General features: G+C 34.6%; 22 protein-coding genes and 1 pseudogene. 4 read left to right on the top strand and 19 right to left on the bottom strand.

All coding sequences use genetic code 11. The annotated features are described in order from the left end of the window. Nucleotides 1-4 precede the first annotated feature (4 nt). The 14 genes from AB1280_RS06320 to sleB all read right to left on the bottom strand — a co-directional run bounded on the left by AB1280_RS06320 (nt 5) and on the right by sleB (nt 14,030). The gene (locus AB1280_RS06320; RefSeq protein ID WP_429755249.1) at nt 5-535 is read right to left on the bottom strand and encodes a hypothetical protein; all 531 of its coding nucleotides are present in this window, start codon (nt 533-535) and stop codon (nt 5-7) included. Between the two features lie 317 nt (nt 536-852). Continuing rightward, entirely contained in the window at nt 853-2,589 is a 1,737-nt protein-coding gene (locus AB1280_RS06315) for a PAS domain-containing sensor histidine kinase (protein ID WP_429755248.1), read from the bottom strand. A gap of 318 nt (nt 2,590-2,907) precedes the next feature. Further along, entirely contained in the window at nt 2,908-3,762 is an 855-nt protein-coding gene (locus AB1280_RS06310; RefSeq protein ID WP_272187933.1) for a Cof-type HAD-IIB family hydrolase, read from the bottom strand. Nucleotides 3,763-3,981: 219 nt separating this feature from the next. Continuing rightward, entirely contained in the window at nt 3,982-4,137 is a 156-nt protein-coding gene (locus tag AB1280_RS06305; protein WP_081904805.1) for a DUF1540 domain-containing protein, read from the bottom strand. Between the two features lie 72 nt (nt 4,138-4,209). Next, nucleotides 4,210-5,433, bottom strand: coding sequence for a cytochrome P450 family protein (locus AB1280_RS06300; protein ID WP_272187771.1), 1,224 nt, complete (start codon nt 5,431-5,433; stop codon nt 4,210-4,212). Between the two features lie 173 nt (nt 5,434-5,606). Further along, nucleotides 5,607-5,957, bottom strand: coding sequence for a hypothetical protein (locus AB1280_RS06295; RefSeq protein ID WP_272187770.1), 351 nt, complete (start codon nt 5,955-5,957; stop codon nt 5,607-5,609). 40 nt (nt 5,958-5,997) lie between these two features. Then, a complete protein-coding gene (locus AB1280_RS06290) occupies nt 5,998-6,774 on the bottom strand; it encodes a DUF817 domain-containing protein (protein WP_272187769.1) in 777 nt (258 codons plus the stop codon). 542 nt (nt 6,775-7,316) lie between these two features. Further along, on the bottom strand, nt 7,317-8,414 hold the full coding sequence (locus tag AB1280_RS06285; RefSeq protein WP_429755247.1) for a hypothetical protein: 1,098 nt from the start codon (nt 8,412-8,414) through the stop codon (nt 7,317-7,319). A gap of 215 nt (nt 8,415-8,629) precedes the next feature. Further along, nucleotides 8,630-9,388, bottom strand: coding sequence for a DUF3959 family protein (locus tag AB1280_RS06280; protein WP_429755246.1), 759 nt, complete (start codon nt 9,386-9,388; stop codon nt 8,630-8,632). Nucleotides 9,389-9,603: 215 nt separating this feature from the next. Then, complete coding sequence (locus AB1280_RS06275) at nt 9,604-10,626, bottom strand: homoserine dehydrogenase (protein WP_429755245.1); 1,023 nt, start codon at nt 10,624-10,626, stop codon at nt 9,604-9,606. 26 nt (nt 10,627-10,652) lie between these two features. Next, complete coding sequence (locus AB1280_RS06270) at nt 10,653-11,144, bottom strand: GNAT family N-acetyltransferase (RefSeq protein ID WP_272187765.1); 492 nt, start codon at nt 11,142-11,144, stop codon at nt 10,653-10,655. A gap of 135 nt (nt 11,145-11,279) precedes the next feature. Continuing rightward, the gene (locus tag AB1280_RS06265) at nt 11,280-11,885 is read right to left on the bottom strand and encodes a YhcN/YlaJ family sporulation lipoprotein (protein WP_272187764.1); all 606 of its coding nucleotides are present in this window, start codon (nt 11,883-11,885) and stop codon (nt 11,280-11,282) included. A gap of 18 nt (nt 11,886-11,903) precedes the next feature. Further along, a complete protein-coding gene (gene ypeB, locus AB1280_RS06260) occupies nt 11,904-13,244 on the bottom strand; it encodes a germination protein YpeB (RefSeq protein ID WP_429755244.1) in 1,341 nt (446 codons plus the stop codon). Nucleotides 13,245-13,262: 18 nt separating this feature from the next. After that, complete coding sequence (gene sleB, locus AB1280_RS06255; RefSeq protein ID WP_429755243.1) at nt 13,263-14,030, bottom strand: spore cortex-lytic enzyme; 768 nt, start codon at nt 14,028-14,030, stop codon at nt 13,263-13,265. A 419-nt stretch (nt 14,031-14,449) separates the two neighbouring features. On the opposite strand from sleB, the pseudogene AB1280_RS06250 reads away from it, so the two are divergent. Further along, nucleotides 14,450-14,704, top strand: a pseudogene (locus tag AB1280_RS06250) (DUF3889 domain-containing protein); the annotation flags it as partial. 123 nt (nt 14,705-14,827) lie between these two features. Here AB1280_RS06250 and AB1280_RS06245 read toward each other — a convergent pair. Next, the gene (locus AB1280_RS06245; protein WP_429755242.1) at nt 14,828-15,751 is read right to left on the bottom strand and encodes a serine hydrolase domain-containing protein; all 924 of its coding nucleotides are present in this window, start codon (nt 15,749-15,751) and stop codon (nt 14,828-14,830) included. Nucleotides 15,752-16,142: 391 nt separating this feature from the next. Between AB1280_RS06245 and ppsA the strand changes: the two genes are divergently transcribed. Further along, nucleotides 16,143-18,758 (top strand): phosphoenolpyruvate synthase, encoded by a 2,616-nt coding sequence (gene ppsA / locus AB1280_RS06240; RefSeq protein WP_429755241.1) that lies wholly within the window; start codon nt 16,143-16,145, stop codon nt 18,756-18,758. A 172-nt stretch (nt 18,759-18,930) separates the two neighbouring features. On the opposite strand, the gene kynA is transcribed toward ppsA, so the two are convergent. Genes kynA through kynU form a run of 3 tightly spaced genes read right to left on the bottom strand, consistent with a single transcriptional unit; the run spans nt 18,931 to nt 21,726 of the window. Then, entirely contained in the window at nt 18,931-19,770 is an 840-nt protein-coding gene (gene kynA / locus AB1280_RS06235; RefSeq protein ID WP_272187759.1) for a tryptophan 2,3-dioxygenase, read from the bottom strand. A 37-nt stretch (nt 19,771-19,807) separates the two neighbouring features. Beyond that, on the bottom strand, nt 19,808-20,437 hold the full coding sequence (gene kynB, locus AB1280_RS06230; RefSeq protein WP_272187758.1) for an arylformamidase: 630 nt from the start codon (nt 20,435-20,437) through the stop codon (nt 19,808-19,810). Between the two features lie 2 nt (nt 20,438-20,439). Beyond that, nucleotides 20,440-21,726, bottom strand: coding sequence for a kynureninase (gene kynU, locus AB1280_RS06225; protein WP_429755240.1), 1,287 nt, complete (start codon nt 21,724-21,726; stop codon nt 20,440-20,442). 161 nt (nt 21,727-21,887) lie between these two features. Between kynU and AB1280_RS06220 the strand changes: the two genes are divergently transcribed. Both AB1280_RS06220 and AB1280_RS06215 read left to right on the top strand, forming a co-directional pair. Next, a complete protein-coding gene (locus tag AB1280_RS06220; RefSeq protein WP_429755239.1) occupies nt 21,888-22,499 on the top strand; it encodes a TetR/AcrR family transcriptional regulator in 612 nt (203 codons plus the stop codon). Between the two features lie 278 nt (nt 22,500-22,777). After that, nucleotides 22,778-23,617 carry an oxidoreductase gene (locus tag AB1280_RS06215; protein ID WP_272187931.1) on the top strand — a complete coding sequence of 280 codons (840 nt, stop codon included), beginning with the start codon at nt 22,778-22,780 and terminating at the stop codon, nt 23,615-23,617. Nucleotides 23,618-24,213: 596 nt separating this feature from the next. Here AB1280_RS06215 and AB1280_RS06210 read toward each other — a convergent pair. Then, the gene (locus AB1280_RS06210) at nt 24,214-24,813 is read right to left on the bottom strand and encodes an HD domain-containing protein (RefSeq protein WP_429755238.1); all 600 of its coding nucleotides are present in this window, start codon (nt 24,811-24,813) and stop codon (nt 24,214-24,216) included. Between the last annotated feature and the right edge of the window lie 30 nt (nt 24,814-24,843).

The following is a 24,843-nucleotide window of genomic DNA, read 5'->3' as shown; positions in this document are numbered from 1 at the left end:
ACTCCTATACAACAAGGTGAACGAGTAATCCAATTCCAAATATAATAGCTACAATTTGATGAGCTTTTCGATACGTTACATATTTTTTCTTATCCTTCAGTTTGTGTAATAGTATACCAGCTATGGTAACAAGAACTAGTCCTATTAAAGTAAAGATTCCACTATAAATTAGAATCTTATTACGGCTACCTACTATTAAAAAATATATCCCATGACTAACAGCGACTGTAAAAACTGCATACCCGATAAACGTATGATACTGCTTTAATAACATATAAAGTTCTTTTGTGTATTTGGCAACCGTTACTTTCCTTTTATATAATAACAACCAAATATTACGAAATAACCATAAGAAACCTGCTACAATTGCCCCGTATTCTGCGAGGGATCCAAGATTTTTATTCAACCCTTTTAATGCAATTTGATTTCCTACCATAAAGTCCAACACTAACATTGTAACACCAAATGCAATAATACAAGCCCCTATAATTTTAATGGATACATGAAAAATTTGATTTAATTGACTTTTCGACATTTTAGTCTCCCTCCTTCTGTAAGGATGAAAAGTGATTGTTCGCTTATATTTTAACCATAAAAATGGAAAGAACGATGAAAGGAAGATTAAAATTAGATGAGAAAATGCATAATAGTTTCTTAAGAAGGAAGTGGGTTCGGACATATTTGAGTAACCTGGTAGTGATAAAAAATGAAAGGATGTTTCATTATGAGTATACATTTACATCACTTATACTCATCTTTCTTTTTGTTTTACAGTTACATAAAGAAAAAAAGAGCATCTGACCGCTTCAATACACGGCCTAATACTCTCGCCCTCCCCTAAAAAGTGTTTTTTCAATTTGCATTTATATAAGTTTGAGAAATTGGTAAGTAAATTTTCACCGAAGTCCCTATTCCAACCTTACTCGTTATATGAATCCTTCCTTGATGACGTTCAATAATTTTATAGCTAATCATTAAACCAATGCCTGTCCCTTTTTCTTTCGTACTATAAAAAGGTTCTCCAAGTTTTATAATTCTTTCTTCTGGAATACCAATCCCCTCATCAGAAATACAAATCATGACCTCATTGTCGCTTGTTTTTTTAGCAGAAATTATGATGTCTCCACCATTTGGCATTGCTTCAATTGAATTTTGTAAAACATTTATAAATACTTGCTTTAACTGTTTTTCACAACAATCCATATACAAGACGTCAGGATCAGTTTGGAATGTGATATGAATATTCGTCATAATTGCTTTTGTGTTAATTAACGACACAACATTTTCTAATATAAAACAAAGATTCTTGTTTTCAAAAGAGGTAATTTCAGGTTTTGCAATCGATAAAAACTCATGAATAATAGATTCTATACGCTCAATTTCAGAAATCATCAATGGGAAATAATCTGTGTCATTTTTCATTTGAATTTGTAATAATTGTATAAATCCTTTAATGACAGTTAAAGGATTACGTACTTCGTGCGCAACGCCTGCAGCAAGTTGACTGACCGCATCTAATGTGTCTGATTTATTTAATAGTTCAGCTGTTTTCTTTCGTTCGGTAATATCACGAACAATAATCATAATTTTATCTGTTAAAAGCGGTAAACATCGTGCTTCAAAATAATACATACTATCGTGCATCGGTAAGGAGTAGTCTACAATTTCTATGGAATTATTTTGTTGTACTTTTACAAATGCTTCTTGTAACTGATCAGCAACATCAGAAGGTAAAACATCTTGAAACTTTTTCCCCATAAATTCATCAATAGGCACATAAAATTTTGTTGGGCACCCAGCCTTATAATCAACAATTGTGCCATCAAAATTAGTTAAAAAGCATAAATCTGGAAGAGCTTTAAAAATTAATTCTAACTCTGAAGATTTTTGAATGAGTTCCTCTTCAATCTTTTTTCGATGGGTGATATCCACGCCAATTGCCCAATAGCTATATCCAGGAACAGGGAATTCCTTTGATAGGTTTGACCATATAATGGTTTTCTTATCACCATTTTTACAAGTAAGCGTCATTTCCCAATCACGAAAGTTTTTACCGCGTGTAGAAAATTCATGAAGCATTTGATTCCGATACGCTTCATCAGGATAAAGAAGCTCTAATGCGCGAGGATTTTTAACAATTTCAGCTGCACTATACCCTGTTACTTGTTCGCATTCTCGATTCCATATCGCAATAGTACCTTTTTCAGTAAATGCATCGACCATCACGGGCATGTTTTGTAAAATAGTATATAGATTTTCCGCAGGTATCGATTGATTCTCCTGAAGTTCGTGCAATTTATTTATTCCTAAATTGGTCATAAGCGCTGCAAGAGATTTAAAAAATATTGTACAAGAATCAATACAATCTTGAGGAGAAAAAACGATAAAATCACCAATCATATGTTCATGAATGATAATCGGAACATGGATTTTTGTATGTAAATGTGTATCATTAGATTCTGTGCCGTAATGGAACACTATCTCTTGATTGGAATCAAGAAGCTGATGTGAAATATGTGTTAAAAAATAAAATTGCTCTGCCATTTTTTGTACTTCTCTAGTATCAATAAGTTCTGTAAGCCGATACATATCCGCCAACTCCTATATTAATAATTCAAATGTATATATTGATTTTTCAATTGTGTTTAATTTTCAAATTTACCCAACTTTTCCATTATACGAATTAAATTTATTAAGGTACATAGAAAAATAGAGTTATTCATAAATTTATTTATTTTTCAACACGAAATATAGGAAAAAAAGAAAAAACGCGCAAAAATGCACATATTTTGTCGAAATTTGTGCATTTTTGCGCATTTAACTATTTAGAAGTTTAAGTAATGGGATTAATAAGAACGTTTTTACTCTTTCATCACTTTTCACCGTGGTCTAAATAACAAAATCAGTTCATCCAATAATATAGCGGCGCAGTGCATGAGCGACACCGTGATCATCATTTGAAAGTGTTTTGTAATGACAAAGTGCTTGAATCTCTTCCACTGCGTTTCCCATTGCAATTGATATATTTGCCTTTTCCATCATGGAAATATCATTTAAGCCATCACCAATAGCGACAGTATGTTCTTTTAATATTCCTAAATGATTTGCTAGTGTATATAATCCATTTCCTTTCTGAGCATGCAGATGATTTATTTCAAGATTGTGCCAATAAGATGCCGTAATCGATAACTCCTCGTTGTCTATAAATTGCTCTTTTAATAGCTTTAATTTTTCCCTTTGATATGAAAATGGGAGAATTTTATGAATATGAATTGGCTCTGAAAATAACGGTTTGCAGCTTTCGATTGTTTTCGTTTCAGTATGCTGTAAATATAAAGCTGCTATATGTTTCAATTCTTTTTCATCAACATGTATATCAGAGTTTATAATAAAATCCATCTCAAGTTGAATGATTTCTTCTCCATATTTTGGGATATATACACCTTGATCTGTATACAATTGATAAGATATATTTTTTTCTTCTAAATAATCAACGATTTCTTCTGCATGTTCATTTACAATGGGATATCGTTGTATCATTTCATTATCTAAATACAAAATCGCACCGTTCTCTGCAATGATTGGACATTGTAAGTTTGTTTCTTGTAAAAGTTTATGAACATCTATCATTGAACGCCCTGTACAAATAGCTACAACATGTCCTTTTTTTTGACATTCCTTAATAGCTTCTGCATTTTCTTCACTAATTACTTTCTTTGATGTAAGAAGGGTTCCGTCTAAATCAATTGCAATAAGCTTCATTCTTTTCCCTACTTTCGTTTCTATATTTGTTTTAAATGATATCGTTCTCACATGTAACATCATAGTTATAATGTATGAAACGCATTTCAGGTCAAGAGTAAACCATTTATTAAAGAAAATTTTTCTTTTCTCTACATGCAAAAAATAGTATGAAAATGATTGTTATTATCAATAATATACATAAAACAAGGGTAACCACATTAGGCTACCCTTAGAGACTTAAACTTCTGGTATAAATGTTTTGCAATCTGTTTCTTTACTATCAGATGCTTGTTTCCCTGTATGACTTACTACATAAATAGATTCAGCATTGCACTTATTTCCATTTCCCCAATATTGGCAATTATTCACTTCACAAAGAACATCTTGAGCCATAGTATGACACCTCCTTTTTTTGTTTAGTATGAACAGTATTGAGAGGTGTCATACTATTTCGTATCCATTCGCTTAGAAAGATAATGGTAATTCTTCTAATGATCGCATTAAATAATTACCACTCCATTTTAAGTCTTCTCTTTTTCCTTTTAATTTAAGATCTGGCATGCGATGTAATAAGGTAGAAATTGCAATTTTCGCCTCTAAACGGGCAAGCGGTGCACCAAGACAGAAATGACTGCCATGACCAAAAGCAAGATGACGATTATTTTTTCTTGTAATATCAAAAATATCAGCGTTTGGAAATATCTTTTCATCGCGGTTCGCAGAGGCTAAGGAAATAATCACCTCATTTTTCGGCTCTATATTTTGACCATGCAATGTAAATGATTCTGCTGCCCAGCGCATAGTCGTTATTTCAACTGGACTGTAAAATCGTAATGACTCCTCAATTGCTGAGTCAATCAAATCTGGATTTTGCCGTAGAAGTAGCAATTGATCAGGATGTTCAAGCAATGCTAGAGTCATATTGGTAATTAAATTGACAGTTGTTTCGTGTCCAGCAACGATAAGCAGCATAATCATTGAATTTAATTCAGTGGCACTTAATTTTGTTCCTTCACTTTCTGCTTGTATTAATGCACTCACTAAATCGTCTGAAGGATTTTCTCGTTTTTTATCTACTAAATCTCGTAAATAATCAATGAATTCACCTAACTTTTTATCAGTTTCTCGAATAGCTTCTAGTGTATCTGGAGAATCAATAACCGTATGTGACCAAACTCTAAATTTATCTCGGTCTTCTTGAGGGATACCAAGCATCTCGCTAATCACAATAATTGGAAGTGGAAAAGCATAATCATTTACGAGGTTTATAGTGTGCTGATGTTCTATTTTGTCTAATAAAGTATCAGCAATAGATTGAATGTTATCTTTCAGCTGTAAAATCATCTGCGGGGTAAACGCTTTTTGAACAAGGGATCGTAGGCGACTATGGTCAGGTGGATCAGATCTCAACATATGTTTTCTCAAATACTCTCCATTTTCTAGTGTAAAATAGGCCTCAAACTCTTCTTTACTAAATACATTTTTAGCATCCTTCAGTAAACGTGTATCTTTTAATAAACTTACTGCATCTTCATATCTTGTAATAAGCCAGGCGTTAGGATATACCTGATAAACAGGATGAGATGCACGTAACTCTTTGTAAATGTCATATGCTTCATGTTTAAATGCAGCCGAAGTTAATTTAATCTCAGGTAATGTGTTACGATTCATTTCGTTATTTGAAGACATACCGCTAACCTCCGTCTTTAGAAATATTTGGTGATTATAGCACCTAATGACTATTATAACGCATTCATTTTTATGTAAGTTGAGAAAATTACAAATTCACATTACCTTTTATAATGAAACAAAAAAAGAGATGTTCAGAAGTACATCTCTTACTTATTGATATATTGAATTCACTACTCAAACTTTATTGTTTTAGGTACGTCTTCCCTGTCGTATTTTTTTGTGTATGTATTTCCATCAGGTGTAACAAATAGTATAGTAATCTCACCGCAAACACCGGAGTAAAATTGAAATTCTCCTTGTGAATTTGTGACAGTGCGTTCGTTATTAGCAATTGAACCTTCATACACTTTTACACCAGCTAGCGGCTGATCCGTATGATTTACCACAACAGCTTTGATTTGAACAGCACTCGCTTTACAATCTAAATTATTTTCACTTATTTTGTTATATACAATAAACCCTATTGCCAAAATAACGATTAAAATACATACCAAAAAGGCTATTCTTTTTCTTTTCTTCAAGACGTATTCACCTCTTTACTGTAGGATGAAGACAATTATATTAAGAAGAACTACTGCTTTTTTTTATTTTAAGTTGTTTTAATTGTGCCACAATCATAATGCTAATGACAACGAGTAAAAACCAGGAACTAATTTTTCCAATATGAACAAGTTTCCATGTTCCATGTTGATTTGGATATTGCCACGCGCCAAAGAAAGTTGCAATATTCTCTGCAATCCAAATGAAAAAACCTATTAAGAAAAATGAAAGAACAAGCGGCATTTTGTATGTAACCTCTCGCAAAGAAAAATGTACATAAGTACGAAAAAACACTACAAATAATAAGATTGTTAGACCCCAGCGAAAATCATATATAAAATGATGTGTGAAAAAATTAAAATAAATCATCACTCCAAGTGGAATTGTCCATATTGCATTTGGCCATCCTTCTACTTGCAAATGAAACCTGCGCCATGCCTGACATATATAACTTGCTACACTTGCATACATGAAGCCGCTATAAAGCGGCACGCCTAGCACTTTTGTCCACGCCTGCTCCGGATAAGCCCAAGAACCTTGATACACTTTATATATTTCTAATGCTAGTCCAATTAGGTGGAAAACAGTAATCACTTTGAGCTCATCTTTTGTTTCGAGTCCAGTTTTATACATGCCATATTGAATAAGAAGACAGACAAGCAAGATGAAATCATAACGGTATAGACCCGGAATATGAATCACCTTCGAAAGAGCAAGTGTCAAAAAGATTAGGACAGGAAACATGCAGGAAAGAGCTTGTTGATAGCCAAAATAAACTAATTGTCGAAAATATACCATTGTTACTCTCCTCAAAGTGTGTATCTATTGTTTGATCTAAAGCTACCATTTATTTATTTCTTTTTTGAAGATTTCTCTACAATCTTTGAATTCAGAAATATTTGGTAATCGAAGCATTTAATAATTATATCGCATTTGGTTTTATAAAAGTTTAGAAAGTTGCAATTATATATTACTTTTTATTAAAAAAGAACAAAAGAAGATGTTGTCATATACATCTCCTTTTATCCTATATCATTTTTTTGGCTGTGCTAATCGTACGCTATAAAATCTCATAGCGTGCAAAGATCCTGTCATATGAAAAATCCCTTTATGTATTAATGTTTTTTTATTAAACAGTAATCGGCAAATGTCTTACTTTAGTCGTCTTCCTCTTCCTATATGAAAAAGAAAAGCAGCTTAGATTATGAAAAACTATGTGAAATCAATGAAATTAAAATCTTATTAAGTGGCATTTGTTGTGACTTAATAAGGTACAAAATAGGTATATAATTAATAATATAGAAATGTAAATTTAATAGTAAGATGTACATTTCTATACATTATTTTCCCATCAGAAACCAACCTGGTTTATTTTTTGTCGCCCGATTTCCTTTTGCCATATAGCGGAAATAAATGTTATGTTCTTTTAGCGGGAATAAAATTTTGTTAAGCTCCCAACCACCAATGATCCATAATGTTCCACCGCGATTGCGTTTATCTATTATTTCAACATTTTGTTTTTTTAAATATGTTATAAGATCAAACTTCATTATTTCTTTTTTCTTATTTGTTGTTTTTGATTTTTTATTTGTTACATATGGACCAAATAAAAACCAAGCCGGTTTTCCTTTTGTTGTACGATTTCCTTTTTCCTTGTAACGAAAGAATATTTTTTTTTCTTTTAATGGGAATAAAAGTTCATTTAATTCCCAACCGCCAAGAACCCACAATGTTCCCCCAAATTCACGTTTGTCAATTACATCTACATTGTGTTTTTGAAGATATGTAATTAAATCAAAAGGTGTATTAAGTACTTGTTCTGTTTTCTTTTCATTTGAAATAACTACTTCTGTTTCTTCTTGCTTTTTGAGATCGACATTAAGCATCTGTTGTTGTATCATCATATGCGCGAATACTTCTTGTATCGTTGTTTGAATGGATTTTTCAATCACTTCTTCCACTGTTTTACTTAATAGTTCTGTCAATTCATCGTTATGAACCTCAGCTGTCTTTTGCGGCATCTCTGGATCTCGATATTTTGGAGTTTGAAAGTTCACATTGCCATACGACTCTATAAACCAAACAGCAATTTTAAAAACAATTCGATACATTCGGATCGAATCTACAATACTTCCGTATTGGGCATCATGAATAGCTTTATTGCCGATTGTACGGATTAAATCAAAATAACCAAGGAATGTTTCATTAATAATTCCTTCACGAAATAGCTTATGTATGCGTTCTACATGCTTTATCTCATATACACTTTGTAAATTTTCTTTATCCCAAATCTCTTTTGCGACAGCTTCTCCAAATAGACGAGTTTTAACAAGTGCTTCATGCGGATCATTGTAGACACTCTTTTCTATGCTATATGCAATATCAGCAATTTTTGGATACTGCGGTTGTAAAAAGGAGAGTACGTAATTTTCTTGCATGTCGCCCTCCTATTGTTAATATTTTCTATATATTTAACTATAAAATATTCATTTTAATTGGACAATGGCTATTTTCAAACAAAAACTCGCTTTTAAATTTTTTCTTGTTCAAATTTATGATAATGAATAGGTATATTATTACAACGAAAAACCCATAATGCTCTATCGATTATACGTAGACATTACGGGTTTTTAAAATTGTACAAGATCATTCTCTATGCATTATAACGATTTCTTCTTCGTTCCATTCTGGTCTGTCCTTGCACTGTTCCAACATCATTATGTTGCTCTGTTGGCGTTGTATGGTTTGTTGGTGCTGTTTCTTGATGATTTTGTTCATACTTGCGAGTGTCTCGTTGTTTAGAAGATTTTTTACTGAACTTAAGCATTTTAAATTTTAACCTTGGTAAACTTGGAATGCGAATTTTAAATGTAGGTCTCATTCGCTTCTGTTTTTGTTTAAATGCGTTTGTTTTTTCTTGGTTATTGTTATCACGATGCAATACGCTTGCAAGCAATCCGCCGAGTAAGAAACCTGCCACTAAAATGACTAAATACAGTTTTTCTGTTGTGAGTATGTTCATCATTCGCTGAAGAACTGCTAATGATTGAATTTGTTTTACATCCCAAAGCATCATGCCCCATAATCCGAGTAGCCCTAATGTAATGGCATATGTACGGAATCGGAATAAAAATGGGATGATAGCAATACATGCAGCAATTTTTGCGTTTGCAATTAAAGAATCGACTGTTATATATTGATTCCAAATTGCCAGCAAAAGCGTGATAAATGATGCATAAGCTACCCAACTAAATATTCTTGAATGCATTCGTTTTGTATGATAGCTCCCAAAACTAGTTAAAAACAATAATCCACCTATATATAATGATAATTGTAGTGGCATTTGTTTCATTAAACCTGTAACTGGGAACAGGGCGCTGAGCACCATTAACAGTACATCAAGTTTTTTCACAATTCTCAATCCCTTTCAGCTTTCTAACTTCTATAGCATAATGGTATTTTTCTGTTTTGTATACATACTTAAAAAATATCTTAATCCTTCTGATGATAAAAAGTAAATAGAAAAACATAACGATAATTGACAATAAATCACTGCTTTTATATAAGAAAATGACAAATCCCACTTTTTCTAAATAAGTGGGATTTGCACCAACATTATATGTAAAGTTATATTCTGTCTTTTCGATATAAATTGAGCACATCTTTTAAGGCAGCGGCGGCAGCTCCTCTTGGATTAGAAGCTCCACCAATAGTAGAAACTGCTCCCATGGTGTCTGTGTAAAAAGTAATTCCTTTTTCGGTTCCTATAACGCCAGCTAGAGAGTGATTCGATTCTACTTCATAAGGTTGTACTTCAAGCCGCACTTTACCGTTATCGTCCGTATTTGCTCTTGCTAGTAGTTTGATTTGTTTTCCTTGCTGCTTTGCTTCTTGTATATCTTGTTTTGATAAATCGTCTATTCCTTTAATCCTTATATCTTCAAGGGTATATTCTGTGTTCAATAAACTATTTGATAGTAGCAATAATTTACAAGCACTATCCATTCCACTCACATCTAATAATGGATTTGTTTCAGCAATTCCTTTTTGCTGTGCTTGCTGTAAAGCTTCTTCATACGAAGTGCCATCCTCATGCATTTTTGTTAAAATATAATTTGTCGTCCCGTTTAAGATGCCTTCAATGCGATCAATCTTGCATCCCGCTAGGCTGAAGTGACCGATATCTAATGTAGGGAGTGCAGCAGCTGTTGCACCGCTATATCGGATGCGTACATTTGCGAATCGAGCGGCTTCGTCTATTTCTTTAAATGAAGTAACAAGAGCTCCTTTGGAAATCGCGACAATATCCATTCCCTTTTTTATTGCCTCTAATATATATTCTTTTCCAGGATCCCCATTTTGAAGATTGGTTGGTGTTGACTCAATAAAAACATGACCCAGCATGTTTTCGTTATGAACTGGATGTTGTTCGATGTATCTATGTAAAGCTGCTGATCCCTCTCCTTGTGTGAGTAAAGTGTCGGCACAAAGCCCCTCTGGATGATATAACTTCACATCACGTCCAATAATTCCAACAAGAAGTAATTCTATGCCGAACTCTTTATGAATAAACGATGCTTTTTCATGAATGAGTTTTATAAATTCTTTTCCAACGGTGCCATAACCAGCAAGTATTATTTTGATTTGCATAAGATCCTCCGCTAACTTTTGAATGTTTATTTTTTTAAAGGTAAATATAAAACAAGTTGCGGTCCAATCGGTCCTATTCGGCGTTGTCCTCTGTCTTCAAAACCAACTGTTATATATAATTTTTGCGCAGGAATATTTCTTTCGTTGACTGCCAATACAACTTCTTCTATGTTTGGAAAGTATAAATCTACATAATTTGGTAGCAGTTGCAATGCTCGTTTTGCATATCCGTTTCCTTGTTCAGTGTAATTGATTGAAAATGAAGTGAGTAACAAAGAGTTTTCTTTCGTTGTATATTCTTGCACACGACTTCCTGATTGCAATGAAAAAATACCTACTGGCTTGTCATCAGCTATAATAATAATAGGATTTCGGGTTGGATTCTGCTTTACTTTGTCTAAAAGATCCATTGGATGAGCAGTAAATTGTACTTGTTCTTCTGGTAAAGTATAGGTTTGAAAAGCTTCTTTATATTCCTCTGTATATGGAACGAGTTGAATGGATTGATTCGTTTTCATTACATTTATTCCTCCCCAGTTCTAAAAACATACGTTTCCTTCCATACAAAATCATACAATATTTTTGAGAATAAATGAAATTTTCAATCTCGAAACGATAAAATACTCCCCGTGCTACATTACACGGGGAGTATTTTATCGTTTTAACTGTTGATTAGATTGGTCGACTTGTTCTTGTTTTAATTCATTTTGTTCGTCTTTTGGTAATTGTTGATTATTTTCTTTCACTGGATTGGTCTGTTTATTTTCTAATAAATCGTTTGGCACTTGTGGCATCGCACGACCTATGATTGCCGCAAGTTCATCGAGAATTCCTTCGCCAGCTTTACCTTCTTTAATCCGTTTTCCAATTTGTTTTAAACGCTCGTACGTATCTAAATCAGCCACAACAACAGCATTAGAACCTTGTGGATCATGTTTTAAGCTCTCAGCAACGGAGTATTTTATTGTTTCTACTCTTGTACGATCTAACTTAGCACCTACATCAATACCGACAATGGAATACTTACCAAGAACAACAGCTGTTGCATCTCTTACACCAGGTATGTTTGAGGCAATGCTTGCAAGATGATCAGCTTTTGTTACTTCTGTTTTACGCGTATTTTCTTTATATGTTACGTTTCTTGTTGTATATTGTTTTGTATTTGAAGTTGGTTTAGGATTCGCTTCGTTATCATTCTTTTTTGTACTGCAACTTGCTAATAGAAGTAAACAGATACAAAAATATAAGGTTTTCCTCAAAGGTGTCACTCCTATTCGTTAATCATAAATTTGTTCTACACTTTGTAATTTTTTTACTTTTTCTTCAGTACCACTATTGGCATTAATAAAGATTTGATAGGTGTCTTTCCCAAGAGTACCTAAAAACTCATAACATAGAACCTCTTTATGCAAGTCATTTACAACGATTGCTTCACGCTCTTCCATAACTTTCAAATTAGGATTAATTTTCTTTCGCGCATCCGAAACCGATAATGTTGGCTTTTGGACTTTTATATCTTTACGAGATGCTAAATAGTCTCTAGCAGAGAAACCAACAATCGAACCGTCATCAAGCGCAATTTTCATTTGAATGGATTCTGGATAAATACGCACGTTGTCACGATTTGTTACAAATGTGAAAACACCAATAGAATCGTATTGTGAACTTTCATATAACTCCATGCTTTTGAATTTATTTTGTTTTAAAAAGGAAAGTCCCTTTTCTCCTGCTTCATTTAAACTGATTTTTTGTTCTTTTACTTCACGGTTGTTCATAACCCAAATTGGAAAGCCACCTTGTTCAGTAATGTCCATGTTCGTTTCACTATTTGTCTTAGGATCTTTTACTGTAATGCTATAAAATTTTTCTTTTGCTCCTTTGCTGCTTTTTTCAGCAGAAATCGTTTCATTTCCCTTCAAGCTAAGGAAAGATTTTGCAATATTTATTGCCTGGTCTTTTGAAATTTTGGGACCCGATATGTGTGTTTCACCCTTTTTTTCTGTCTGCAGACTTGTAAACGTTGGTCCAAAAGGACTTTGTGAATAAGAGTTACTGTTTTTTTCTACTGTTTTAAATCCGTCTATAATTGTGTTATCGGCTGGATTCTTATCAGAAGCAAGCGCTAGTTCAACATCCATCCAACGTAAATTGTTTTTTAAAGCAAGATGCTGTACTTTACGCAGTTCATCTTGAATATTCGCAGCATTACTATATAGTTGCTGAAGTGTATTATATTCTTGATCATTCAATGGCTCTTTATCTAAATCACGTATAGCTGTACGGTAACTGAATTCTCCGATATTTGATAGAAATTCTTCTGTTTTGTTAAACGGGAGTAACGTAAGTGGTAATTGACCAATATCAGAATGCGCTTGCGATGTAATGCGCCACACATCGGCTAATGCCGGTGATAATGATGTGCGTGAATTCATTGCTAATGTTGTTCCGATCTTGTCATGTAATAGATCGACTTGATAGGCTAAATCATGGAAAGCTCGCTGGTAGTTATTTTCAGCGTGTATTAATACCGCATTTTTTTCTTGGTGCTCTTTATATCCCCAATACCCTGTGCCTACAACTCCGATTGTTAATAAAACAATTAATAAACCTCTAAACATATCTCATCCACCTCCTAACTAGTGACAAAAAATGTGTCTTCCAATTTTCTTAATTTGCGGGCGGCTCCAAATCCATTTACTTGTTGCTGTATCCGGATTAAAGTAATAAAGTGCTTCTCCAGATGGATCCCATCCGTTAATTGCGTCGAGTACAGCTTTTTTTGCTGTTTCATTTGGTGTTAAATTGATCTGGCCGTCTGCAACAGCAGTAAACGCACGCGGCTCATAAATAACGCCTGCGACTGTATTTGGAAAAGATGAACTACTAACGCGATTTAAAATAACAGCTGCCACAGCAACCTGTCCGATATAAGGTTCACCGCGTGATTCTCCGTATACAGCATTTGCTAAAATTTTAATGTCGTTTTGCGAGTATCCATTCGGAACATTTGTGCCTTTATTTTGTGTTGGTTTATTATTTTGTGATGGTTTATTATTTTGATTGTTCGCTGTGTTACTTGGTTGCTTTTCATATTTGGTAGCTTTTACGAGCTTTTGTTTTGTAGTTGTACCAGCAAGTCCGTCAACCTTTAACCCGAATTTTTGCTGAAAATTTCGTAGAGCCCAATATGTACCCCATCCAAAGACACCATCTACTTTCCCATTGTAAAATCCAATGTATTTGAGTCTTGATTGTAGTTCGACTACATCTTCTCCAGAAGCGCCTTTTTGGATAACTTGATTGGAAAAAGCCCCTACCTCCTTCTCATGAACACTACTTACTAACAAAGTAACTGCCACCGTAATGAGCAGAAGCGCCACTTTGAAAAAAGCTTTACACTGCATAGTTCAACCTCCTTGAATATGACGATGAATTCAAGGTTATTTTTTGTAAATCATGCGGTTTTATGTAATAAAGACAAAAAAAGGCACATTCATATGAATATGCCTAAGTGTAAACACTATAAAGTGAAACTTTAACCAGTCCTTACTAATCGGGCGCATGTCAGCAGTTTATCTCCCACCTAACTTCTTCAGAAAAGCGCTTTTTGCCTCGTCCGATGGGGGGCGAAACGACCGGAGATTCTAGCCATTAGAACTAGACAATGCCTTCGCTGAACTTTGAGTTGGGAGTATTACTGCACGTTCATGCGGGATAAAAAATGTTATAAAGGAGCTTTAAGATGACACGGTTATATACTCAATTATTTATTTGTATCGGCCTTGCTTCAATGGTTTTGTTTATTTTCAACCCTTTTCCTTCTGTTCATGCGCAGCCTCCCTATGCGAAATGGGGAAAGCTTGCGGTGCAAATGACGAAAGAAAAATATCCGCAAGCTGATATTATTGATTATCTTCATATTGGAAGAAGACCGAAAACAGTAAATATATCAGTTGAAAAATTTAAGTTATGGTTGCGTGACAAGAGCGGAAAAGAATTTGGAGTATTTGTTGATGTAGAATTTGAAACAAAAACAGAAAAATTTATCAACATTTCCTTCAAAGAAACCCCTAGATAAAAACAGCATGCTGTGCCAATAGAAAAAGATTTTTTCAAGACGAGTCAACAAAAACAAAGAAAACTCTACCCTATTACTGAAGTTCTGAGTAGTGCCGAGGTTTGTGTTTGGTAGCTTTACTTTTTAATGCATTTCTTGTAAATATTTCACAAACAATTTGAGAGGTACTAATCCTCGTTTAGGCATTTGACTGCTAATGACTGCGGTAAGTTCTAATTGAGGTACATTTAAAATATATTGCCCGCCATATCCCATTGCAAAATATGTATGATATGGCACGTTACACGTCTCTCTATCTAAGACCCACCAGTGATAACCGTATGCTCCGATATGTTCATACGTCGTAAATCGTTTTTGCTGCGATTGTTCAATCCAATTTAAAGAAACGAGTTGCTGTCCATTCCAGTAGCCGTTTTGTAGACAGAGAAGCCCGATTTTAAGTAAATCTTTTGGACTCATTTTCATACCAAAACCACCAACAAAAATGCCCTGTGGATCTTGTTGCCATTCATAGTTCATAATGTGTAACGGTTCAAATAAATATTTTTCAGCAAACGCTGCTGTTGTCATCCCTGTCGCAAGTTGCAAAATATAACTTAATATATGAGAAGAACCAGAATTATAATTCATTTTTGTTCCTGGTTGTTCATTGATCGGTTTATTGAGAATATAGTCAATCCAGTTTTTCGACTCTACAAAATCATTTGGGAAATTAACACCGTCACCAAATTCGTTCCACTCTTCTCCCGTTGTCATCGTTAATAAATGATACATTGTTAATAACTGTTTTTCTTTTGGCATATTTGAAATCCACTCTACAATGGGTGTATGTATACTATTGATATATCCTTGTTCAATTGCAATGCCAATTAGAATAGAGATAACGCTTTTTGTTATCGAATTAATTTTATATAGATTTTGTGCACATTTCTCTGTTTTATAATATTCTGTAACGATTTCACCTTTTCGATAAACGAGAAAAGCATTTACTTTTTTCTTTTTAAATGCATGTTCTAATTCTGGTAAGTTCAATAGAAACTCCTCCATTACTACTTAGCGCTAATTTGACCATTATAACGGAATATAAAATGAGAAACAAAAAAGAGTAGATTTTTTCTAGGGCTACCGCAACATGTCCATCAACTTAAGAATTAAAACAAATGAAGCAGGGTTACATTTAAAAAGGTGATATTTTTGAGGAAATAAACAGATTAAATGGAAAAGTTGATTGTAGTCATATTCATTGTGGGTTAGAAGGTACATGAGCTGCTTTCGAGGAGTGAACGGGGACATCAGCTTACTTTATGCTAAGGTCTAGCTATTTTTTGCACTCTTCCTAACTTAATTATAACATGTAGGAAATGGTTAATATAGACTGTTTATTCTCATTTACTACTGCTAAAATCAATAGAACATTGATGGTAAGGAGAGATGCAGAATGAGTTCTTTGGTTCTCGGGTTTCAAGAAATGGAAAACACGCAGCTTTTGCTTGTCGGCGGAAAAGGGTTACATTTAGGGGAATTATCAAAAATTGAAGGAATACAAGTACCAGAAGGATTTTGTGTTACAACAGTGGGATATCAAAAAGCCATCGAGCAAAACGAAACGTATCATGCATTGTTAGATCGACTAGCAATGCTAAAAGTACAAGATCGAGATCAAATTGGTGAAATTAGCAGGAAGATTCGACAACTCATTATGGAAGTAGAAATTCCTTCCGATGTTGTAAAAGCAGTTACTCACTATCTCTCCCAGCTTGGTGATGAACATGCTTATGCGGTGCGTTCTAGTGCGACTGCTGAAGATTTACCACATGCCTCTTTTGCTGGTCAACAAGATACCTTTTTAAATATCATCGGCAAAGAAGCAATCTTGCAGCATATCAACAAATGTTGGGCTTCCTTATTTACGGCTCGCACGGTAATTTACCGTATGCAAAATGGATTTGACCACAGGCAAGTTTATTTATCCGTTATCGTTCAAAAGATGGTTTTCCCACAGGCCTCAGGGATTTTATTTACCGCTGATCCAATTACTTCTAACCGAAAGCTGCTATCAATCGATGCCAGTTTTGGACTTGGAGAAGCACTGGTCTCTGGCTTGGTATCTCCCGATTGTTATAAAGTACAGGAAGAGGAAATCGTCGATAAGATGATAGCAACCAAAAAATTGGCAATCTATGGACGAAAAGAAGGCGGAACAGAGACACAACAGATTGATCCTGATCAACAAAAGACGCAAACACTTACTGAACAACAAATTTTACAACTAGCACGCACAGGAAGACAGATCGAAGCTTATTTTGGTTGCCCGCAAGATATCGAATGGTGTTTGGTTGATGATACATTTTATATTGTCCAGAGTCGGCCAATCACTACTTTGTACCCTATCCCTGAAGCGAATGATCAAGAAAATCACGTTTATGTATCTGTTGGTCATCAACAAATGATGACCGATCCCATGAAACCACTGGGATTGTCTTTTTTCCTGTTAACGACTAATGCACCCATGCGTAAAGCTGGTGGAAGGTTGTTTGTTGATGTCACACATATGCTAGCTTCACTTGACAGCAGAAAAATGTTATTAGATGCCATGGGACAACACGATCCGCTCATGAAAGACTCACTTATGACCATAATAGAGAGAGGAGATTTCATAAAATCTTTACTAAATGATAAGCAAGAACAGAGTTCCGGTAAAAGCAATAAAAGTGTGTCGTCTACGGATTCTAGGGCACAAATTGAAAACGATCCGACAATCGTTTCTGATTTGATTAAGAGTAGTCAAACATCAATAGAAGAGTTAAAACAAAACATCCAAACGAAATTAGGATTGGATTTATTTACTTTTATTTTGGAAGATATCCAGATATTAAAAAAGATTTTATTTGACCCACAAAGTTCAGCCGTGTTTATGGCTGCTATGGATGCTTCAACATGGATCAATGAAAAAATGAGCAAGTGGTTAGGTGAAAAAAACGTAGCAGATACGCTTTCTCAATCTGTACCAAACAATATTACTTCGGAAATGGGTCTGGCACTATTGGATGTTGCAGATGTGATTCGTCCTTATTCAGAAGTAATTGATTATTTACAACATGTAAAAGATGATAACTTTTTGGATGACCTGGTCAAGTTTGATGGTGGACGGGAAGCCCAAGACGCTATCTATGATTATCTCTGCAAATATGGAATGCGATGTGCCGGAGAAATCGATATTACTAGAACTCGATGGAGTGAAAAACCAATTACACTTGTCCCTATGATTCTTAATAACATTAAAAACTTTGAGCCTAATGCTAGCAATCGGAAATTTGAGCAAGGGCAACAGGAAGCTTTGAAAAAAGAACAAGAGTTATTAGATCGATTGAAGCAATTACCGGATGGTGAACAAAAAGTCAAAGAAGCAAAACGAATGATCCACCTAATCCGGAATTTCATCGGTTATCGGGAATATCCAAAATACGGCATGATTAATCGCTACTTCGTTTATAAGCAGGCTTTACTGAAAGAAGCCGAACAACTCGTACAAGAGGGCGTTATTCATGAAAAAGAAGATATATACTATCTGACTTTTGAAGAACTTCACGAAGTCGTACGCACAAATAAACTAGATTATCAGATTATCAGCAAACGAAAAGACGAGTACAAATTATACGAAAAACTAACTCCCCCACGTGTTATCACGTCTGATGGTGAAATTATTGCAGGTGAGTACAAACGAGAAAATCTCCCGGCCGAAGCAATTATAGGTCTACCTGTTTCTTCCGGAGTTATAGAGGGAAGAGCACGTGTTATCTTAAACATGGAAGATGCTAATCTAGAAGATGGAGATATATTAGTCACCTCCTTTACTGACCCTAGCTGGACACCATTGTTTGTATCCATAAAAGGCCTAGTCACCGAAGTTGGTGGATTGATGACCCATGGAGCAGTTATCGCACGTGAATATGGCTTACCAGCAGTTGTCGGGGTGGAAAGCGCTACCAAATTGATAAAAGATGGGCAACGAATTCGTGTGCATGGAACAGAAGGATATATCACAATTTTATAATTTCCGAACACATTCAAATTTAATTAATAGCACCAAGATTTAGACAAACCATACAGTGATCTTAACAAAGCTAAGAGTATTTCAATAACCCACAACATCATTTTTGTAACACTATAAAATAAGCATAAAAGCTTTTTCATAGAGAAAACTTTTATGCTTATTGTTTAATCGTTTATAGTTTTGTACGAATAGCCCAAAGCTCTGGGAAAAATGATTGATCAAGCACACGTTTTAAATACGAAACGCCTGAAGAACCGCCAGTGCCTATCTTATGACCGATAATACGTTCTACCGTTTTCATATGACGGAAGCGCCACTGCTGTAGCCAATCTTCAATATCGATTAGCTTTTCAGCTAATTGATATAAATCCCAGTATTTCTTCACATCTGAGTACACTTCTAACCACGCTGCTTCTACTGTTGCATCGACCTCATACGGCTGTGTAATATCCCTTTGAAGAACACTTTCGTTAATTAGAAAGCCCTCTTTTGCAAGTGTTTGAATTGCAACGTCATATAGGCTCGGTGTATGAAGTGCTTTATGTAGACGTGCATGTAACTCTTCATCTTTTTCATAGATTTTAAGAACATGTGGTGTTTTATAACCAAGTGCAAATTCAATCATGCGATATTGATAAGATTGAAAACCAGATGCTTGACCAAGCGAATCGCGGAACTCAATATATTCAGACGGTGTCAGCGTAGCAAGAATATCCCACGACTGAATAATTTGCGATTGAATTTTTGAAACTCGTGCAAGCATTTTAAAAGCAGGTGCAAGATTATCATTTTTAATAGATTCAATAGCTGCTTCTAATTCGTGTAAAATTAATTTCATCCAAAGTTCACTTGCCTGGTGAATCACGATAAATAACATTTCATCATGATGATCAGACAATTGCTTTTGACTTGATAGCAGACTATTAAGTTGTAAATATTCCCCGTAAGTCATGTTATTACGAAAATCTGTATGAATCCCCTTTTCCATAATTACTTTTTCATTCTCGCTCATATGTGTACATCCTCTCTATGCAGTATATACTTATTTTTTATAATGGTTTTAATACAGCACGCACTGGACTACCGTCTGCATCTATTATCGCAAGCGGCAAAGCAATAAGTTCGTAGTCTCCGTCTTGTACATTTTCTAAAACAACATTTTCTAAAATATGAATACCGTGTTCAAATAACGCATGGTGTGCTGCTAATTCTTTATCATCAAGCGGATCCACTGACGGAACATCCACACCAATTAGACGTACTCCCTTTTCATAAAGATAGGGCGCAAGATCCGCACGTAAATACGGAATCATTTCAGGGAATACATGTGGATTTGTTTTTGATGAGGTTCGCAATAATAATCTATTAACCCCTTCTAAATCATACTTTTCGAGTTCTTTTTCTCCGATGCTTTCGTGACCTGTTACATCTATAATTCGAGCAGGGCCAACGTAGACGTTAATGTCTAGATCACTTACTTTTTTACCATCATTATCAAAATGAAACGGCGCATCAATATGTGTACCGGTATGGATACTCATTGAAATTTTCCCAACATTAACAGAGCCGCTCTGCTCTTTTGTCCATGAAACTTCATAGGAAAAAGGTGTATCGCCAGGCCAGGTGGCAATATCATTATTTAGAGGTTGTGAAATATCAATCCACTTGTTTTCTCTCATCTTTATGCCACAACCTCTCGTTTGTTTTCAAATTGTTTATATTCCTCTTCTACCATGATTTTTTTCAAAATTCGTACAGCGTTCCATACTTCTTCATATGTATTGTATAAAGCGACAGGAGCTAAACGAATGCCATTTGGTGCGCGGAAATCAGGAACAATTCCCTTTGCCTTTAATGCTTTGCAAATCCTTGCTGCTTCGTTATGTTCTAAATAAATATGTCCGCCTCGTATTTCATCCTCTAACGGATTACCAAGTGTAAAGTCCATATCTACTAATTCATGTTGTATAAGGTTTATCATATAGCGTGTCATATGCAAGGATTTTTGTCGTAAGCGATCAATACCTGCTTCTTTAAAAATTTCTAAAGAACCGATAAGCGGTGCAACACTTAATACGTGCGGTGTTCCGATTTGATAAGCACCAGCATGCTCAGCTGGTGTAAGTTCGTGCTCCATATCAAACTGTTTATCTTTTCGGGAGCCAAACCAACCTGCTAACCCTGGTAGACGATTGAAATGTTTTTTATTTACGTATAAACCGCCAACGCCGCCAGGTCCTGCATTTAAATATTTATAATTACACCAAACTGCAAAATCGACGTCCCATTCTTCAAAATGATGCGGAATAGCACCGATAGAATGGCAAAGATCAAAGCCGATATGAATACCGTGTTTATGTGCTTCTTCCGTAAGAAGTTTCATATTTAGAATTTGTCCGCTTCGGTATAACACGGCTGGAAGTACTATGAGTGCAATATCTTCTGTCATTGCTGCAATGATATCTTCTTCATGTAGCATTCTTCCATCCCTGCTTTTTACTTGAACAAGATGCTCATTAGGGTCCAATCCTTTTAAACGAATTTGGCTTTGCAAAGCATAAATATCAGATGGAAATGTTAATTCATCAGCAAGGATTTTTGTTTTTCCTTCTTTCGGTTCGTAGAACGTAGCAACTACTTGATGTAAATTCGTTGTCGTGGAACCGGTTGCAATTACTTCCTCGGGCGTAGCACCAATAAGAGGAGCACTTAATTCACCTAATTGCTCAGATAAGAAATACCAAGGATACTTCCCTTCTGTCCAACCATCAATACCGAATTGTTTCCATGAATCTAGCAATGTTAATAAAGACTGCTCAGCTCGTTTTGACAAAAGTCCAAGTGAATTTCCGTCTAAATATATAGTTCCTTCTTTTTTATAAAATTCATGTTGAAACGATGCAAGCTCATCATACTGATCACATTGACGAGCATACTCATAAGATGGTTCAAATGGTTTTGCGTACATTCTGTCACCTTCCTTTGAATTTTCCCTTAATTCTAATTAGTTAAAATATATCATCGAAACTGACATAGCGTCAATGACATAATGTCAGTTGACATTATATTACTGTTTCCTCTACAATAAAGTTGATTTTTCTGATATTTCAGTATAAAGGTGTGGTACATATGACTAAAGCTACTTTTTCGGCAAGACAACGCCGTTCACTAGAAACAAAAAAGAAATTATTACTGGCTGGCCGTGAAGTATTTATCGAACAAGGATTCCAAAAAACAACCATTTCCCAAATTATAAAAAAAGCTGAAACAGGATATGGAACAGCTTATGTATACTTTAAAAATAAAGATGATTTACTCATTGTTTTAATGGAGGATGTGATGAATCAATTTTATGTGATTGCAGAACATGTTTTTCAACCAACAACAAGGAAAGAAGCTCATCATATGATTCAAAAGCAAGTTCATGCGTTTTTACAAATGGCAGAAACGGAGAGGCAACTACTACAAGTTGTTGAAGAAGCAATTGGTACTTCTAAAGAAGTTCGAAATCGATGGAATACTATTCGAGAACGTTTTATTGAACGAATTGTTCAAGATATTACATATTCACAAAGAGGCGGTTTAGCACGTAACGATTTGAATTGTTTTTTAGCAGCGAGAAGTTGGTTCTTTGCGAATGAAATGTTTTTATGGGAAATTGTACGAAATGAACGAGAATTTTCTCTCGAAGACATTGTACATACATTAACGGAAATGTATATGGGCGGGCTTTATTCTTAAAATGTACCGTATAAATATAAAACAAGCCTTTTAAAGTATCTATTCTATACCATACATTTTCATATCTCGTAATTCTAGGTTATTACTTATTGGAAATAGCATTTCCCTATTATTTCCCCGGTAAGCGCATATTCTGACATATAAAAAGCAAATTCCCTAAAAATCTACTTTTTTAAGTGAAAATATCGAATATGTCTATGTAAATAATCTATTGTATTCCCCTTCCTCCTTTCGATATGATGAAATCAAACTTAATTTCAATAGAAAGTGAGAAACAAATGACTGAAAAAATCGCGATTATTACAGGTTCATCAAGCGGATTTGGACTTCTTACATCATTAGAATTTGCTAAAAAAAATTATCTTGTCATCGCTACGATGCGAAACATTGAAAAACAAACCGAATTAATGAAACATGCTACATCGTTACATATAGAACAAAATATAAATATTCATCAATTAGATGTAACTTCCAAAGAGTCTATTAGGGAATTTACAACTTTTATTAACAATCTTGGACAGATAGATATTCTTGTTAACAATGCAGGGTATGCAAGTGGGGGTTTTGTCGAGGAAATTCCAATTGAAGAGTATCGTAAGCAATTTGAGACAAACGTATTTGGAGCCATCGCAGTAACGCAAGCTGTTCTTCCGATTATGAGAAGACAAAAACATGGAAAAATCATTAATATTAGTAGCATCAGTGGAAAAATAGGGTTCCCTGGCCTCTCCCCTTACGTTACGTCTAAATATGCCCTTGAAGGCTGGAGTGAATCTCTTCGTTTAGAAGTAAAACCGTTTGGAATTGATGTTTCATTAATTGAACCAGGATCATATAACACAAACATTTGGGAAGTAGGACAAAAACTTGCGGAAGCTAACTCCGAATCTGAGTCTCCTTACAAAGAATACATGAAGAAAATTGAACAACATATTCATAACGGAAGCGAGAATTTTGGAGATCCACAAGATGTTGCTGAGAAAATCGTAAGTATTGCACAATCACAGCATCCAACTTTACGTTATCCAATTGGAAAAGGTGTAAAGCTAATGATTCTATTAAAAAATCTGCTGCCGTGGAAATGGTGGGAGTTTCTTGTTTTAAGGCGATTTAAATAGTGTCAACAAATAAGAGAACTGATTTGAAAATGGACTACTGTTAGCTCCTACTGGTACAATCGGAATGCCAAACATCGTCGAAGCGTCTTTATCTTTTGTCGAATTACCCATATATCAATGAAGATATAAGATGGATTTGATTCAAAAGACTAACGGGGTCAGTTTTGGAGTACAAAATTATACTTAGAAGATAAATTCACAATAAAATTAGAAACCGAATTGACCTGCAAAATCACATTATAATTAGCATATGAAAACGCCCAGAGTTGAAAAAAACTCTGAGCGTCTTTTATTGTCTTATTCAATTAAAATTAAAGACCAAACTCAAACAAAGTTCTAAAAATATTGATTTCACACAATTCATTCTTAAAAAAGAGCGTTAACTCTACTTGGAGCAACACACTTTATAATTATAATGGTTTATAAGCCAATGCTTTGTCTATAATTTCTCTGGCGGTTAATTCTTCATCACTCCAGAAAATATAATCACTTATTTCAGGGTCAACAACAGACGATGTAAGCATGTCCAACCAATTTGTTAATTAGTATGCTATTTTGTGTTTTGTGCTCGAAAACCGAACCCGTTATCGAAGGACTTAATCCTCTTTTTTTGTATAAAATATTCCTTTAATTTCAGCAACTTTCCAAAAATAATGAAATATATCTTCAAATGTCTTGCTTTGTTTGGCCCACTTCTCATTGTATTTAATGATTTTATCAGAGGTTACCTTATTTCCCTGCCATACCTCCCCATTTGTATGTACATTTTGTGTAAATGCCTGCATTTTATCTATCGCTTGAACAAACCTTGCTTCTTTCGTTTCATTTGCTTCGTATTCATTCCAAAGTTCGTGAAATTCAGCTTCTAAATCATCTGGCAACTCACGAAATAACTTTTTGATCGCTTCTTCTTCTCTTTGTTTCTTATTTATTCTAGCGACAGAATCATGCGCATAAGTATCACCAGCATATATTTCACCAAGATCGTGTATTAAGATTAATTTTAAAGCTCTTTCAAAATTAATCTCCTCTTCTATTTCTTTATGTAATAATAGAGCAAACATACACATATGCCATGTATGTTCTGCATCATTTTCATGACGATTAGTATTAGAAACTTTTGTTTTTCTTTCAATCGATTTGAACAGATCTATTATTCGTAAAAATTCTATTATTTGTTCAATTCTCTTTTCCACATTCGCTAATTCCCTTCTTCAAATACATCT

Source organism: Bacillus sp. S10(2024), assembly GCF_050473865.1.
In the GTDB taxonomy this organism is placed as follows: Bacteria; Bacillota; Bacilli; order Bacillales; family Bacillaceae_G; genus Bacillus_A.
Note: the sequence above shows the minus strand (reverse complement) of the source record. Positions and strands in the feature narration are given on the sequence as shown.